Source organism: Conyzicola sp. (assembly GCF_057073975.1).
This window is the reverse complement of record NZ_JBXMIS010000117.1, coordinates 30,702-45,064: the sequence shown is the minus strand read 5'-3', so window position 1 is coordinate 45,064 and position 14,363 is coordinate 30,702. Positions and strand designations below refer to the sequence as shown.

General features: G+C 64.9%; 20 protein-coding genes. 9 read left to right on the top strand and 11 right to left on the bottom strand.

Going from position 1 to position 14,363, the window contains the following annotated elements:
- Positions 1 to 102 precede the first annotated feature (102 nt).
- A complete protein-coding gene (locus AC14A7_RS10685; RefSeq protein ID WP_484008849.1) occupies positions 103 to 879 on the top strand; it encodes a DUF1206 domain-containing protein in 777 nt (258 codons plus the stop codon).
- Here the strand turns inward: AC14A7_RS10685 and AC14A7_RS10680 are convergent.
- Positions 876 to 1,373, bottom strand: coding sequence for a hypothetical protein (locus AC14A7_RS10680; protein WP_484008847.1), 498 nt, complete (start codon positions 1,371 to 1,373; stop codon positions 876 to 878). The genes AC14A7_RS10685 and AC14A7_RS10680 overlap by 4 nt on opposite strands.
- A 75-nt stretch (positions 1,374 to 1,448) precedes the next feature.
- Here AC14A7_RS10680 and AC14A7_RS10675 point away from each other — a divergent pair, with 75 nt between their 5' ends.
- Positions 1,449 to 2,279 carry a DUF1206 domain-containing protein gene (locus AC14A7_RS10675; protein WP_484008845.1) on the top strand — a complete coding sequence of 277 codons (831 nt, stop codon included), beginning with the start codon at positions 1,449 to 1,451 and terminating at the stop codon, positions 2,277 to 2,279.
- Here AC14A7_RS10675 and AC14A7_RS10670 read toward each other — a convergent pair.
- From AC14A7_RS10670 to AC14A7_RS10650, 5 genes are all read right to left on the bottom strand, one after another.
- Positions 2,276 to 2,566: a DUF1905 domain-containing protein gene (locus tag AC14A7_RS10670; protein WP_484008843.1), complete on the bottom strand. Its 291-nt coding sequence runs from the start codon at positions 2,564 to 2,566 to the stop codon at positions 2,276 to 2,278. The two genes, AC14A7_RS10675 and AC14A7_RS10670, sit on opposite strands and share 4 nt — an antisense overlap.
- 2 nt (positions 2,567 to 2,568) lie before the next feature.
- Complete coding sequence (locus AC14A7_RS10665) at positions 2,569 to 2,892, bottom strand: glutamyl-tRNA amidotransferase (protein ID WP_484008842.1); 324 nt, start codon at positions 2,890 to 2,892, stop codon at positions 2,569 to 2,571.
- Positions 2,893 to 2,996: 104 nt separating this feature from the next.
- The gene (locus AC14A7_RS10660; RefSeq protein WP_484008840.1) at positions 2,997 to 3,737 is read right to left on the bottom strand and encodes a hypothetical protein; all 741 of its coding nucleotides are present in this window, start codon (positions 3,735 to 3,737) and stop codon (positions 2,997 to 2,999) included.
- A 1-nt stretch (position 3,738) separates the two neighbouring features.
- A complete protein-coding gene (locus AC14A7_RS10655) occupies positions 3,739 to 4,338 on the bottom strand; it encodes an RNA polymerase sigma factor (RefSeq protein ID WP_484008838.1) in 600 nt (199 codons plus the stop codon).
- Positions 4,339 to 4,427: 89 nt separating this feature from the next.
- Entirely contained in the window at positions 4,428 to 5,111 is a 684-nt protein-coding gene (locus AC14A7_RS10650; RefSeq protein WP_484008836.1) for a DUF4304 domain-containing protein, read from the bottom strand.
- A 59-nt stretch (positions 5,112 to 5,170) separates the two neighbouring features.
- On the opposite strand from AC14A7_RS10650, the gene AC14A7_RS10645 reads away from it, so the two are divergent.
- The 4 genes from AC14A7_RS10645 (at position 5,171) to AC14A7_RS10630 (ending at position 9,379) form a co-directional block, all read left to right on the top strand.
- Positions 5,171 to 6,136 carry an NYN domain-containing protein gene (locus AC14A7_RS10645; RefSeq protein ID WP_484008834.1) on the top strand — a complete coding sequence of 322 codons (966 nt, stop codon included), beginning with the start codon at positions 5,171 to 5,173 and terminating at the stop codon, positions 6,134 to 6,136.
- Positions 6,137 to 6,241: 105 nt separating this feature from the next.
- Positions 6,242 to 7,348 carry an SIR2 family protein gene (locus AC14A7_RS10640; protein ID WP_484008832.1) on the top strand — a complete coding sequence of 369 codons (1,107 nt, stop codon included), beginning with the start codon at positions 6,242 to 6,244 and terminating at the stop codon, positions 7,346 to 7,348.
- Positions 7,345 to 9,084, top strand: coding sequence for an ATP-binding protein (locus tag AC14A7_RS10635; protein WP_484008830.1), 1,740 nt, complete (start codon positions 7,345 to 7,347; stop codon positions 9,082 to 9,084). Before AC14A7_RS10640 ends, AC14A7_RS10635 begins: the two co-directional genes overlap by 4 nt.
- Before the next feature lie 85 nt (positions 9,085 to 9,169).
- The gene (locus AC14A7_RS10630) at positions 9,170 to 9,379 is read left to right on the top strand and encodes a KTSC domain-containing protein (RefSeq protein WP_484008828.1); all 210 of its coding nucleotides are present in this window, start codon (positions 9,170 to 9,172) and stop codon (positions 9,377 to 9,379) included.
- Positions 9,380 to 9,524: 145 nt separating this feature from the next.
- Here AC14A7_RS10630 and AC14A7_RS10625 read toward each other — a convergent pair whose 3' ends face one another.
- Entirely contained in the window at positions 9,525 to 9,731 is a 207-nt protein-coding gene (locus tag AC14A7_RS10625) for a hypothetical protein (protein WP_484008826.1), read from the bottom strand.
- Between the two features lie 87 nt (positions 9,732 to 9,818).
- Between AC14A7_RS10625 and AC14A7_RS10620 the strand changes: the two genes are divergently transcribed.
- Complete coding sequence (locus AC14A7_RS10620) at positions 9,819 to 9,989, top strand: hypothetical protein (protein WP_484008824.1); 171 nt, start codon at positions 9,819 to 9,821, stop codon at positions 9,987 to 9,989.
- Between the two features lie 3 nt (positions 9,990 to 9,992).
- On the opposite strand, the gene AC14A7_RS10615 is transcribed toward AC14A7_RS10620, so the two are convergent.
- Positions 9,993 to 10,295: a thiamine-binding protein gene (locus AC14A7_RS10615; RefSeq protein WP_484008822.1), complete on the bottom strand. Its 303-nt coding sequence runs from the start codon at positions 10,293 to 10,295 to the stop codon at positions 9,993 to 9,995.
- Between the two features lie 35 nt (positions 10,296 to 10,330).
- Positions 10,331 to 10,873 carry an OsmC family protein gene (locus tag AC14A7_RS10610; RefSeq protein WP_484008820.1) on the bottom strand — a complete coding sequence of 181 codons (543 nt, stop codon included), beginning with the start codon at positions 10,871 to 10,873 and terminating at the stop codon, positions 10,331 to 10,333.
- A 225-nt stretch (positions 10,874 to 11,098) separates the two neighbouring features.
- On the opposite strand from AC14A7_RS10610, the gene AC14A7_RS10605 reads away from it, so the two are divergent.
- Together AC14A7_RS10605 and AC14A7_RS10600 are read left to right on the top strand one after the other, a co-directional pair.
- The gene (locus AC14A7_RS10605; protein ID WP_484008818.1) at positions 11,099 to 11,674 is read left to right on the top strand and encodes a helix-turn-helix domain-containing protein; all 576 of its coding nucleotides are present in this window, start codon (positions 11,099 to 11,101) and stop codon (positions 11,672 to 11,674) included.
- Positions 11,674 to 12,246: a DUF6036 family nucleotidyltransferase gene (locus AC14A7_RS10600; RefSeq protein WP_484008816.1), complete on the top strand. Its 573-nt coding sequence runs from the start codon at positions 11,674 to 11,676 to the stop codon at positions 12,244 to 12,246. Before AC14A7_RS10605 ends, AC14A7_RS10600 begins: the two co-directional genes overlap by 1 nt.
- An 87-nt stretch (positions 12,247 to 12,333) precedes the next feature.
- On the opposite strand, the gene AC14A7_RS10595 is transcribed toward AC14A7_RS10600, so the two are convergent.
- Positions 12,334 to 12,783 carry a VanZ family protein gene (locus tag AC14A7_RS10595; RefSeq protein WP_484008814.1) on the bottom strand — a complete coding sequence of 150 codons (450 nt, stop codon included), beginning with the start codon at positions 12,781 to 12,783 and terminating at the stop codon, positions 12,334 to 12,336.
- Between the two features lie 51 nt (positions 12,784 to 12,834).
- Positions 12,835 to 14,349: an Asp-tRNA(Asn)/Glu-tRNA(Gln) amidotransferase subunit GatB gene (gatB, locus tag AC14A7_RS10590; protein WP_484008812.1), complete on the bottom strand. Its 1,515-nt coding sequence runs from the start codon at positions 14,347 to 14,349 to the stop codon at positions 12,835 to 12,837.
- Positions 14,350 to 14,363 lie beyond the last annotated feature (14 nt).

The following is a 14,363-nucleotide window of genomic DNA, read 5'->3' as shown; positions in this document are numbered from 1 at the left end:
ACGAATGCGGATGCCGCAATTCGACATCGATCGGGCAGCGGATACGAGGAAAAGACGCCAGAGTGCGGGAGTAATCCCAGCCTTCGCCCCTAGCCTGATGCGATGACAACGCGCAGCAAGGCGAACTCGGTCAAGTCGAGCACACCACTCCAGGGCTTCGCGAGGGCCGGATACGCGCTCGACGGCGTTCTCTACATCCTGATCGGCCTGCTCGCGATCGCGACGGTCTTCGGCGCGAGCGCGAAGACCGACGAGCACGGCGCTCTTGCCCGCATCGCAGAGACGCCGTTCGGCGACCTCCTGCTGTGGGTCATGGCCGCGGGCTTCGCCGGACTCGCGGTCTTCCACCTGCTCGAGGCCGCGCTGGTTCGCAAAGCCTGGGATCGACTCGCGAGCGTCGCCCGCGCCATCGCCTACGCCGCCCTCACGTTCGTGGCGGTCGAGGTCGCGCTCGGGCACAGCTCGTCGTCAGACGCACCCAGCGACCTCAGCGCGACGCTGCTCGCCCAGCCAGCCGGCGTCGCCCTGCTTCTGCTCGTCGCAGCGGGGGTCGTTGCCATCGGCGCGCACAATGCCATCAAGGGCGCAACCCGGCGCTTCATGAACGACCTGCGGATGCCGCCCGCCCACACCCGTGGCGTCATCACCGCGATCGGAACGGTCGGCTACATCGCCAAGGGAATCGCCTTCGCAACGATTGGCGTGCTGTTCGCGATCGCCGCGCTCACCACCGACTCAGAGAAGGCGGGCGGCCTCGACGAGGCGCTCGAGGGGCTGGCCCAGCTGCCGTTCGGGCCCGTCGTGCTCGGCGTCGTCGCGCTCGGGTTCATCGCCTTCGGGCTCTACTGCTTCGTGCGCGCGAAGTACGCGAAGCTCTAGGCGCGCTCGTCGTCGGATCGCTCCGCGGCATCCATCGGGTCGATTCGCTCGACGTCAGCCGGGCGGCGCACCCGCAGCTGGCGGCGGCACGCGATGTAGAAGCCGTCGAGGGCGTCGAGGTAGCGCTCACGCGGGCCGCGGCCCCCGTAGCGGGCCGCGTGCAGGTCGACCTTGCCCTCAGCCTCGCCGCGAACCGCGTAGGCATGGTGAATGACAGAGCGCGACGTCTTCTGCACCTCGGCGTTGCCGATGAGTCGCAGCTGCTCTGAGAGGGCACGAAGGCTGTCGTGGTGCCCCTGCGTCGGCAGGCCGTTCTCTGCGCTGGTGAGCAGAAAGCGAGCGGTCTCAGAGAACTGGATCGACAGCTTGAGCAGCTGGGTGTCCCACCGGGTGCGAATCTGGTGCCGTCTGCCCAGCACCTCGACGAGGTTCTTCGACAGGAAGCCGAGCACCGCACCGATCGCTGCCGGGATGAGAATCGCCCACAGGTCCATGCCCGGACTGTACGCATGACCGGCGACAACCGCTAGTCCCCGGGTGGTTTGCGCCGTCGCGGATACTGTTGACGGATGTCCCGCCGCACGCGCCTTCGCAAGACCGCTGTGCGCGTGCAGGACTCCACCGTCATGCACGCCTTCGCCAGGGCCGGTTTCGCGGTCAACGGCGTGCTGCACATCCTCATGGGCATCATCACCTTCGCGGTCGCGTTCGGCGAGAAGGGCACCGCCAACCAGGACGGCGCCCTCGCCCAGCTCTCGGCTGGCCCGATCGGCGGCCTGCTGCTGTGGGCGGCCGTCGCGGGTCTCGGCGGTCTCGCGCTGTTCCAGGTGCTGACGCTCGTCATCATCCGCGGCACATCGAAGTCGGCCTGGCTGGCCCGCGCCAAGCCGTTCGGGCGGGCGCTCGGCTACGTCGGCCTCGGCTTTCTCGCGCTGCGGTTCGCGCTCGGCGCCTCGCCAGAGCACAGCGAGGCGCAAGACATCACCGAGCAGCTGATGGATCGCCCGGGAGGCATCCTGGCGGTCGCCGCTGCCGGCCTCGGCATCCTCACCATCGGCGTGGTCTTCGTCGTCATCGGCATTCGCGGTCGCTACCTCGACGACCTCGACACCGAGCGGCGCGTCGTCACGGGCACGGCCCGCGTGATCGGCGGCATCGGCTACATCGCGAAGGGCATCTCGTTCGCGGCCATCGGGGTGCTGCTGCTGATTGCGGCCTACCAAGCAGATCCGCGGGAGGCGGCAGGACTGGATGGCGCCCTCGAGTCGCTGCGACGCCTTCCGTCTGGCAACGTGGTGCTCAGCGCGGTCGCCCTCGGGCTCATCCTGTTCGGGCTGTACTGCCTCATCCGCACCAAGTACGAGCGGCTCGAGCTGCCGAAGTGGCGGCTGCGGCGCTAGGCAAGCACTTCGAGCTCGACTCGTGCGGTGTCGCCGACTGCAATGGACTCTGCCGTGCGAACCGCCTTCTTGACAGGCAGCAGGTAGGTGCCCGATGTCGAGTCGGGAAAGATGGATGTCGCCCACACGGTCGCCCCGATCGTCACCGACACCTTCAGCGACCCGAACCCCGGCGTTGGCTCACGCGGCACAGCGCGGATCTGCTCCGACAGCTCCACCGGCAGGCTGACGAAGCACCAGCTGCCGTCGCGCCACTGCCAGAGGTCTGCTTCGAAGCGGGCTATCACTGTCAGCTCACGTCGATGCGGGTGCCCTGCCCGAGCTCTTCTGCCTCGTCGTCGGTGACCATCGCGAAGACGCCGGTGGGAATGCCGGGCAGGCTCGCGACGCGGTTGGCGAGGCCGAGCAGCTGCGACTCGTCGGCGCCGGTGAGCACGATGACGTAGGAGCCGTCGAACTCGTCGCCCTCCTCCACCACGAAGGCCTCGCCCGACTCCTCGACGCCCTCGGTGAACTCCTGCAGGTCTTCGATCCAGGGGAACGGGTTCTCGCCCTCGCCGACGGTGCGGTCGGGGGTGAGGGGCACGTGGATTTCGACGACGAGTGTAGGCATGCGAACCAACCTAGCGCTCACCGCCGACGACGACGTGACCGCACACAGAAACGACCCCCCGCACCCGAGGCAGGGGGTCGTTTTCTGTGAACGGTTCGGTAGAGCTAGTGCTTCTTACCGCCCGAGCCACCGGTGGAGGGTTTTCCCGAACCCTGTCCAGAGGTGGAGTCTCGTGTCGTGGAGTCGTCGGTGCTGTCGTCGCTCTCCTCGTTGTCAGCGCTGTCAGAGTCGTCGGCGCTGTCGGTGTCATCGCTGTCGGAGTCGTCTGCGCCCTGGCCGTTGTTCTTGGCGAGGTCGGAGATCTGCTGGCCGAACTCGCGGCCGGTGCCCTCCTTGTTCTTCGCCTCCTCCGAGACGTAGCTGCCGAAGTTCTCGCCCTCGGCTGGGCCCTCCACCTCATCGGCGTCATCCTCTGCCGGTGCGGTCGACGGGTCGTCGGTCGGCTCTAGCGGGGTCGTCTGCTCTGTCGAGACGACGGTGTCGAAGACCTCCTGCGCCCCCCCGGGCAGCAGCCCCGCTGCACCTACGCCACCGACAGCGGCGACCGCCACGGTGGTTCCCAACAGGATCTTCGCTGCGATGCCGAGACCGGCAAGCCATGCAACCATGCGTCGTACTCCCCCTGCGCGTGCGCGCATTGTTTCCTCTGTAGGTGAGGTGGAAACGTCGGAACCGTTTTCAAGTCGCTCCCGCAGCTCCGCTGAGGGCTGCGGAAGCGACTCGAAAGCGGCACCGCGAAACGCCGACAGGGCAGTCGCGACATCGGCGTACTCGAACGCGAGGTTCGAGGCCTCGCCTTTCGCGAGCGCCGCGGCGTCTATGTCGGGGTTTCGGTTGTTTCTCATCTCAACTACCGCTATCGCTCGAGGCCGTCGCAGGGGTACGGCCTTGGCCGATTTTCTTTCTAAGATTTTCCAGGGCGCGGCGCTGCAGTGCCTTCACCGCTCCCTCGCGCTTGCCGAGCACGTCGGCGATCTGCTCGATCGTGAGGTCGGCGACGATGCGCAGCACCATCACGTCGCGCTGGTCGGGCGGCAGGATGTCGAGCAGGCGCAGCGCCTCCTCCTCGCCGATGCGCGCGGTCGCGTCGTCCTCTGCACTGGCACTCTGGCGTGGGTCGCTGTCTGCGGTCCACTCCTCGTGGGTGCCACGCCGCGCCCGCATGCGCAGTTCGTCGACGAGGCGGCGGTAGGCGACGGAGAAGACGAAGGAGCGAAACTCACCCTGCCCGCCGCGGAAAACCGCGATCTGGTCGAAGACGGAGAGGAAGACCTCGCTCGTGAGGTCGTCGTGCTCGCGCGACCCGCGGGCCCGCAGAAAGGCGGCGACCGCCGGGGCGTACTCGACCCAGATCGCGGTGAAGGCCCAGCCAGAACCCTGCTGGGCAGCGAGCAGCGTCGACTCGAAGGTCTCCTGGCTGGCTCCCTTGCCCGCTCGTGCTGCCACCAGCCGATCCTAACCGGCGCTCACCGCTGGCTCGTGCCCCCCGACCGGGCGTATGTGCGTTTTGCGCTGACTAGGGTTTCGCAGCCAGGCTAGATCGGGCCCGTCCACGGCGTGTAGGTGTAGAAGTCGTGCGCTTTGTAGGCTGCCGCATTCCTCGCCTTGCCCCGGGAGCTCTTCAGCGCCCTTGGCACCGTCAAACCGCTCTGCTCCGCGAACGCGATCTTGTTGAGCAGCTTGCCGGGGTACATGGGCTGCTTCAGATCGCGATCGAGGTTCATCTGTGCCCGGCGCATGTCGCCGAGCTTCAGGCAGAGCCGCATGGCGTACCAGGGGTTGTCTTCCCAGTGCGGGGGCTTGCTGCGGTCCGGCATCTCGGCGCGCGCGAGGATCTGCGCGACCGTGCGGTGCGCATCGAGCATCGCCAGCATCCTCGGCATCAGCCCTTCGATCGTGGCGACGGCCGCCGGCACGTCGTCGAGGCTCATCCAGAGGTCGGTGGGTGGGGTCAGCAGGTCGCCGATTCGCGCTCGCATGCGGCACGACGACTCGGTGAGGAAGTCCGGTTGGTCGTCGCGGCGCACGGTGACCGCGAAGTTCACGGTGAAGGTGTGGTTGGTATCGAAGCGCCCACCCTGCAGGCCGATCACGTGCACCACGTCGTCGGGCAGGCCACGGTTGAACGAGGATCCCCGCTTGCGATAGCCGAGCGCCTTGAGCTGCGGTGCGATGGCAGCGGCTATCGCCTTCTGATTGAGGGCGTATTGGGTAGGCACACGGTGAGTCTGGCAGGGCGCTGGTGGCGGCATCCAGCTAGACACACCAGACTTGCCCCATGCCTGAAGCCGCAGATTCCAGAGTCGCCGTCTACATCGACTTCGACAACATCATCATCTCGCGGTACTCGCAGGTGCATCCGACCCACCGCCGCGAGCAACTGAGCAAGTTCACGCCAGACAACGCCGAGATGAAGGCACGACTGGATGCCGCCACGGTCGACATCGGCGCGATCCTCGACTACGCATCCAGCTTCGGCACCATCGTGATCAGCCGCGCCTACGCGGACTGGTCGCTGCCGGTCAACTCGAGCTACCAGCGCCAGCTCATCTCCCGCGCGGTCGACCTCACCCAGATGTTCCCCACATCGGCAACCAAGAACGGCGCCGACATCAGACTGGCAGTGGATGTCGTCGAAGACCTCTTCAGGCTCCCCACCATCACGCACGTCGTCATCGTCGCCGGCGACTCGGACTACATCTCCCTCGCCCAGCGCGCCAAGCGCCTCGACCGGTACGTCATCGGCATCGGCGTGGCCGGCTCGGTGTCGTCGTCGCTCGCCGACGCCTGCAACGAGTTCGCCGACTACGACTCGCTGCCGGGCGTGACGCCGCCGGTGCGGGCTGCTCGTGCGGTCGAGGCGGTTGCTCCGCTGGTTGAGCCTGTCGAAACCACCGCCCCCGCACGAAGCCGTCGCGCGTCGAAGCCGGCGACCGCGGCTGCTCCCGTGTCCGAGCCTGCTTCGGAGATCGAACCCTCCCCAACCGCAGCAACCCCCAAGCAGCTCCAGGCCGACCGCGACGAGGCCGCCCGCCTCCTCGCCCGCGCCCTGCGCCTCGGCCTCGAGAAGGACGACGAGGAGTGGCTGCACTCCGCCGCCGTCAAGCAGCAGATGAAGCGCATGGACCCCAAGTTCAACGAGAAGGCCCTCGGCTTCTCGAGCTTCACCGACTTCGTGAAGTCACGGCCGAAGATGGTCGAGGTGAAGGAAGAGGGACAGTCGCGGATGTTGCGGTTGCGGTAGTCCCCCCGAACGGGATGTAGTCAGAGCGTTCCATCAAAGCCACACTGGCCTCAGAGAACTGATAGCCGGGAATTCTTCACCTTCCCTGAATCTGAGGATTTACTCGTGGACCCAATCGACTTTTCGACTTTGCTCGCCAAAAAGCTCGGTAGCAGACAGCGTCATGTCACTTTCTTGCTGGGAGCAGGCGCAAGCAAGCCCTCCGGATTGCCCGATATCGCTGGCCTCAAAGCTGCGATCTTAGAGCGCGAATCTGACTTGGGGGAAACGACGCTGACCACGATCCTGAAGGATCGCACGGTGGAGGAAGGGCTCACCTGGCTCCGCCGCGTAGATGCCATTCTTCGCGACGGAGATTCGTTCGATGGCATGACGCGAGCAGAGTTGCAGGCTGCAGACCGAAAACTCTGCACTGAAATAATGCAAATCTTCACGGGCATCGAGCCCACTGGCACTTCGTTTAACTCGTTTGCCCTTTGGGTCGGAGCCAGTGAATACACGCGTCCGGTCGAGATCTTCACTTTGAACTATGACCTGTTGCTTGAGGACGCGCTTGAGGACGAGCTTGTGGCCTATTTCGACGGCTTCCTGGGCGTGTACAACGCTGGGTTTAGGGCCGATTTGGTTGACGCGATCGGCGTCAGCGGCACGGTAGCTATGCCAAGTTATTTCACAAGGGTCTGGAAACTTCACGGGTCAATCTCATGGGCTCGGGACGAACGTGGTGGTATCCGTCGCCTTGGCCGGGTGGTGGCCCCCGACGAAATCGCAGCAATCCACCCGTCGGAAAGTAAGTATGACGATTCACGGCGCGCCCCATACGTGATCCTCCATGACCGGCTTCGACGATCCCTCTTGGAGCCAGAAACCATTCTTGTCGTCTCCGGTTATAGCTTCGGTGACCAACATGTCAACGAAGTTATCTTTGACGCGATACGGGCACGACCGCGTTCCGAGTTCGTGTTCCCAATGTATGGAGAGATTCCGCAGTCGCTGGAAGAGGTCGCACTCCAACGAAAGAACGTGATCGCTACTAGCCCAACTGCCGTGATCTCGGGCGGAGCCAGACAGAGCTGGGTCGCTCCCGCAGCCGAAGCTCCGGGCCTCTGGACATCAACCAACGGTTTTGAATTGGGCGATTTTTCGAAGCTCGCTACTTTCTTGTCCGCCTCCGTGGACAACGAGAAGGACGCGCGCGAGGTCACACCATGAGCCGTAGCGCGCCGACACTTATTGGTCGTGTTCAAGCCGTCAGTGGGGCCATCGCCGCCGTTCGCCTTGAAGACGACCTTGCCGGTGTCTCACCAATATGGCAGGGTCAGCTCCACACTGTTGGCCAGGTCGGAACCATGGTGCTATTTCCGCAGGGCACGACCCGGCTGCTGGGAATCGTTACTCGACTCTCCTTGTCACAGTCGCTTGGAGTTGCCGAGGACACTGCTGAGCAGGTTGATGGGAACACCAGGCTGATCGAGGTTCAGCTGGTTGGAGAGATAGACGCGCTCGGGATATTCCAGCGAGGGGTGAGCAACCATCCTGGTATTGATGACCCAGTTCACTTCATCTCTAGCCACGAGCTTGATTCTGTATACCCCATCGCGGGTTCGGCGCACATAGAGGTGGGTCGACTCACGGCCAACCAAGGCGTTCGCGTGTCACTGGACTTGGAAAAACTTGTCATGCGGCACTCGGCAGTTGTTGGGTCAACAGGGTCAGGGAAAAGCAGCGCCGTTTCAGGTCTCCTTCAGTCACTAGTGAAGGGGCCTTGGTCGTCCGCAAACGTCGTTGTAATCGACAGTCATGGCGAGTACTCAGCAGCGTTGGCGGGGTCTGCCGCAATATATGATCTGGCAGCGGCGGTCGACACACTCGTGCCGTACTGGATCCTTCCGGCAGCCGACATCTTGGACGCGTTCACTCAGACGCCGCCGTTGAATGCGGCGCGTGATCGATTCGCCGAAATGGTGACTGAAGCACGACGACGGTTTGCGAAGAGTGCGGCTTGGTTGGCAATCTCGGAGGAAGAGATCACCTCAGACTCCCCTATCCCTTTCGATCTCCAGGAGGTGTGGTTCAGATTCGACACGGCCAACCGCATCACGTACAGCGACAGCGACAAGAAGATCCCGGCGATTGTATCCACGGGCTCCGCCGCGGGTCTCGCTCCGTCTAACTACCTTCCCCACTCTCCGGTCAACTCCGCTCCATACAAGGGCTTGGAGACGCTGAAATACGGCACGGCTCCAGAGCAGCTTCGCAAGTCGCTAGCAAACCCAAAGCTCAAGTTTCTCGGGAGTGGGGATCTCGTCGCAGCCGCAAAAGCGGATCCGATGCGTGACGTCGCCGAGAATCTTCTCGGTTTGTCCGACCGGGTGACGCTGCTCGACGTCAGCGGTGTCTCATCGACCGCCGCGACACTGGCGGTTGGCACAATACTTCGATTGCTTTTCGAATTGGCTTGGCACGGCGAAGCCGACGGTGTCGGCAAGAACTCCCCGATTCTCATCGTGGTGGAAGAGGCTCATCGATACTTTGGCGACGGGTCGTCAAACCGCCTAGCCAAACAGTACTTGGAGAAGATCGCCCGAGAGGGACGCAAATACGGCGTAGGGATGATGCTGGTCAGTCAGCGACCGTCGGAACTACCTCGGACAGCACTCTCGCAGGTTGGGACCTACATCGCTCTCAGGCTGAATAACGATGCCGATCAAGCCACGATTGCCTCATCACTCCCGGACGGAATTTCAGGCCTGACAGCGATCTTGCCGGGCTTGCGCACCGGAGAAGCCCTCATAGTGGGTGAAGCTCTTCCGCTACCCAGCCGAGTGTCATTGAAGGCGCCCTCGCCCTGGCCTCAAGGCAACGATCCCGACATATCTAGCTGGTCTCGAGACCCGAAGGAACTCAAGCTAACGGGAGCCATCAAGCGTTGGCGCGACAGCCAGTAGGTTGCACCCGCCGTTACGCAAAGGGCATCCGTACTTGCGGCAAGAAAACCATCAAATCAATCGCGAAACAGATACAGGAGAATCAATGAACCGGCAACCGGTATCAAGTTCAAACCTAGCCACAGTCGGTTACGACGAGCTCAGCGCTCGGCTGGAGGTGGGATTCCACGATGGCTCGGTCTACGAGTACTTCAACGTTCCCAGTGACGTCTACGAGTCGCTCATGAATGCCGGCAGCATTGGAAGCTACTTTTCCGCCCACATCCGAGGCAGATACGGAGACAGACGAATGTGACCCCGTGATACACCGGTCGCTTAGGGATCGCAAGTATTCCAAGCAACGAGCTTGACCAGGAAGTTGCCCGTTACAACCTCGCTGGTGCCAGAAAGCGCGCTGCCCCGAAAGGCGACGCGCACACCGGCTCGAGTAGAGCATCCAGTCAGCTGGCAGCTCCGACGAGCTGCGGCTTGCCCAACTCGACATCCGAGACCTGCGTGCCGCGGTGGTCGAGGCGTCCGCGGGTGAAGGCGATCACGAGTACCGCTGCGACCGCGCCGCCGATCGCGAGCACGGGCGAGAGCGCCGCCTCGTCGACCGTCGGGAGCATGTCACTGCAGACCACGGATTTGAAGTTGTTCACGCTCACGTGAGCGAGCGTCGCGAGCGGGAGGCTCTGGCCGGTGGACGGCTGGTGCCGAATAGGCTGGAATCGCCACCGACCGAAGGATTCGCCATGTCCACCGCCCACGAGCATCACGTGCCAGAGCCCGACGAGCCGAGCATCCCGGAGCTTGAAGAAGACCAGACGATCGCGCCACGACCAGAGGAGGAGCTGGCCGACGAGCTGCGGGCTGAGCCCGACGTCGAGGACCACAGCGTTGAGACCCACAGCCACGACGCCTAGGAGCTACTCCCCGCGCAGGGCTTCTTCGATGCGCTCGACCTTGGCGGTGAGCTGTCCGGTGTAGCCGGGGCGAATGTCGGCCTTGATGACGAGGGAGACGCGCGGGCTGAACTGAGCCACCGCATCCGTTGCCGCTTTGATGACGGCGAAGACCTCGTCCCACTCGCCCTCGATGGTGGTGAACATCGAGTCGGTGTGGTTGGGCAGGCCGGAGTCGCGCACGACCTTGACGGCCGCAGCGACCGCCTCGTGCACGGAGCCGTCAGCACCGGCGACGGATGGGGCGACAGAGAAGGCAGCGAGCATGAGTCGAGCCTACGACCGTCGCCCCGACGATTGGCTCAGCCCTTGGCGACCGTCACGGTGATCGGCGTCTCGTTGGCGAAGAGGTCGAGCACGGGGCAGTGCGCGTCGACGGCGGCGCGCAGCTCGTCGTAGCGCTCCTCTGTCTCTGGGCCGGTGAGGGTGACGGCGAGGCGCACGGCGCTGAACCCGGCGCGCACCGACTCGTCGATGCCGAACAGGCGGCGGGCATCCAGATCGCCTTCTGAGGCGATGGAGATGTCGTCGACCTGGATTCCGAGGGCCTGCGCGTAGAGGCGGTAGACCACGATCTGGCACGACACGAGCGCACCGAGCGCGAACTCGACCGGGCTGGCAGCGAGGTCGTCGCCGGCGAGGGCGGCAGGCTCATCCACGAGGAAGCTGTGCTTGCCCGCGGTGATCTGGCTCGCGACCGAGCCCTCACCAGAGCCGTTGACGCGGTAGGTGAGCTGGGCAGACGAGGTGTCGGCGGCGATGCGCTCGCCCCACGCGGAGCCGGCAGCGGTGAGGCGTGCGGCGCGGTCGGCGGCGATGGATGGGGCGGTGTCGGCGATGGTCATGGTGCGACGGTACGGGGCTTGGCTCCCGGTTGCCATCCGCGGCGTCACCGAAGGTCGCACAGGGTCATCGTTCGTCATGTCGGGGTCGAACCGCCAGCCGTGCCTCCAGCTGTACCGCCGCAGCCGTGACGCGCTTCGACGCCACTCGGCAGCACGGGATGGATCCGGCTATCTCGTGCGCTCATCTACTATCCAAAATTAGCGAACTAGTAATAATATGGTCTTATGACAGCGACAGTTCTTCTTCGTGGCGCCCGCCTTCGCGCGCGCTTGACGCAGAAGGCGCTCAGTACGAGGTCGGGCGTCGCGCAGTCTGCCCTGTCGCAGATCGAGAGTGGCGAGCGTGCCCCGAGCTGGGCGACCGTCGAGCGCATTCTCAAATCGACCGGCTCGAGTCTCATCGCTATCCCCACTCGTCGCGCCGATGTATCCACGGTCTCGCAGCAGATCGCAACGGCCCTCGCGGCCGGCGAAGAGGCGACCGCGGTGCGCCACTTCATCCAGCTCAACGACGACCTCGCGGCAGAGCACGGTGCCACCCGCTTCGCCCTCACCATCAGCGAGCCAGTCTCCACGGGCAGCAAGCGATGGGATGCCGCCCTCGCGGCCCTCATCGACCATCGCCTCACCGAAGAGCAGCTTCCGCTCCCCGACTGGGCCGCATCCCCCGCCCACCGGCTCGGCAAGGCATGGACGTTCGGGTCGGGTCGCTATGTGGTGTCGGTGCCGCGTGAGAACGTTCCTCCAGCGTTCCTCGCCCGTGGAGTGCTGATCGACCGAGAGACTCTAGAGAGCGTCTGATGGTTGCACTGACCCGTGACGACCTGATCGACGCTCTCCGCGAGCTGGTGGCCGAACTCTCTGCGAGCGGGCAACCCTCTGGCATTCGCATTGTCGGCGGCGCGGCCCTCTCGCTGCGCTACTTCGAGCGTCGAACAACGGTCGACATCGACGCTCGCATCCAACCCGCCGACCCAACCCTTGCTGTAGCGCAACGGATCGCCTTGCGACGCGACTGGCCGTCGGACTGGCTGAACACCAGCGCCGCCGGCTTCATCCCTATCGCTAGGGATGCCGAGTGGGAGTCGCTCTACGACGACGGTTCCGTCTCGGTCTGGGTCGCATCCGCCCCGACCTTGCTCGCCATGAAGCTCCGCGCAAGTCGAGCCGGGCGCGACACTGACGATATTGCCGACCTCATGGCCATCTGCGGCGTCGACTCGGTCGAGGCTGCCGACGAGCTCTTCGAAAGCTTCTTCCCGGGTGAGGTGCTCGAGGCGAAAGCGTACCGCGTGCTCGACGCGATTCTCAGTCGGGGGCTGCCTGTCGTTCCCGAGGGCCCGCCAGCGGTGGACTTGGAGCCGACGCCTTAGTCTTTCGCACGTCAAGCGAGACACCGGCGGTAACAAGCTCAGAGCGCCCGTCAAGCAACGCCGATATCTGGCCGATCGACCAGCTTTCTAGCGCCCGCGGTTGCCTGCCATCGCCAGCAGCGCCAGCCCGAAGAACATGCCGATGATGCCGCCGAGTCCGTTGGCGAGGAGGTCGCGGGCGTCGGGCACGCGAGACGGGATGAACTGCTGCAGCCCCTCGAGCGAGAGGCTGAGGGCGATGCCGCCGAGGGCCGCGACCCAGAAGAAACGGGCGCCGAAGGTGAGCACGAGCAGCAGCCCGAGCGGCATGAACATGACGATGTTGAGGGCGAACTCCCACTGCTCGCCGCTGACGCCGATGGGAAGGCGCTCGAGCATGCGAATGATCCACGTTGACGACGCGCGCACGGCGCTGCCGTCGTCGGCGGTGCTCAGGGTGATCCAGCCGATGAGGGCGACGTAACTTGCGGTTGCGACGACGAGTGGCACCCTCGTGCGTACCGGCGCGACGGGCAGGGTCAGCGGCTGGGTGTCCATCCATCCACCGTATGTGCATGCTCGCGGGGGCGAGTCAGTCGCGAGGATGACCTAGGCGTTGGCGCGCTCAAGCACGAGCTCGCGCACGCGGGCCGCGTCGGCCGTGCCCTTCATGGCCTTCATGACGGCACCGATGACGGCGCCGGCGGCCTGCACCTTGCCGTCGCGGATCTTCTCGAGCACGTCGGGCTGGGCGGCGAGCGCTTCGTCGATGGCGGCGATGAGGGCTCCGTCGTCGGAGACGACCTTCAGGCCCCTGCTTTCGACAACCTCGGTCGGGCTTCCCTCGCCGGCGACGACGCCCTCGAGCACCTGGCGCGCGAGGCGGTCGGTGAGCTCACCGCTCTCGACCAGGGCGACGAGCTCGCTGACGTGGATCGGGGCTACCAGTGTGCTCGCGTCTACGCCTGCGGCATTGGCGAGGCGGGCGATCTCGCCGGTCCACCACTTGCGGGCCTGGGCGGGGGCGGCGCCGGCGGCCACCGTCTCCTCCACCTCGACGAGCAGGCCGGAGTTCAGCACATCTTGGAACTCGAGGTCGGTGAAGCCCCACGACTCTTTGAGACGCTTGCGGCGAATGGATGGCGCTTCGGGCAGTTGGGCTCGCAGCTCCTCGATGAGTTCGAGGCTTGGCTCGACGGGAAGGAGGTCTGGCTCTGGGAAGTAGCGGTAGTCATCCGCGTCGCTCTTGGGGCGGCCCGCGCTAGTCTGGCCCGTGTCTTCGTGCCAGTGGCGGGTCTCCTGGATGATGGTGCCGCCCTTGGCGAGAATGGCGGCTTGGCGCTGGATCTCGTAGCGGATGGCGCGCTCGACGCTGCGCAGCGAGTTGACGTTCTTGGTCTCGGTGCGGGTGCCGAGCTTGCCGCTGCCGCGGGGGCTCAGCGAGATGTTGGCGTCGCAGCGGAGGTTGCCGCGCTCCATCTTGGCCTCGCTGATGCCGAGGGCAACGACGATGTCGCGGATGGCGCTCACATAGGCCTTGCCGACCTCCGGCGCGTCGTGCTCCGTGCCGGGGATCATCTTCGTGACGATCTCGACGAGGGGCACGCCAGCGCGGTTGTAGTCGACGAGCGAGTACTCTGCCCCCTGGATGCGGCCGGTGGAACCGCCGACGTGGGTGAGCTTGCCGGCGTCCTCCTCCATGTGGGCGCGCTCGATCTCGATGGTGACGACCTTGCCGCTCGCCAGCTCGATCTCGACCTGGCCGTCGAAGGCGATCGGCTCGTCGTACTGGCTGATCTGGTAGTTCTTGGCGAGGTCGGGGTAGAAGTAGTTCTTGCGCGCGAAGCGGCTCGTCGGCGCGATGCTGCAGCCGAGGGCGAGGCCAAGGCTGATGCTGTAGCGCACGGCCTTCTCGTTGACGACGGGCAGGCTGCCAGGCAGGCCGAGGTCGACCGGAGTGATGTAGGTGTTGGGCTCGGCGTGCACATTGCCGAGCGCAGCGGGGTTGGGCGCGTCGCTGAACATCTTGGTCTGGGTGTTGAGCTCGACGTGCACCTCGAAACCGAGCACAGGCTCAAAGAGTTCGAGGGCCTTGTCGTAATCCATGAGTTCTGCCTTGGCCATGGTCTCGATTCTAT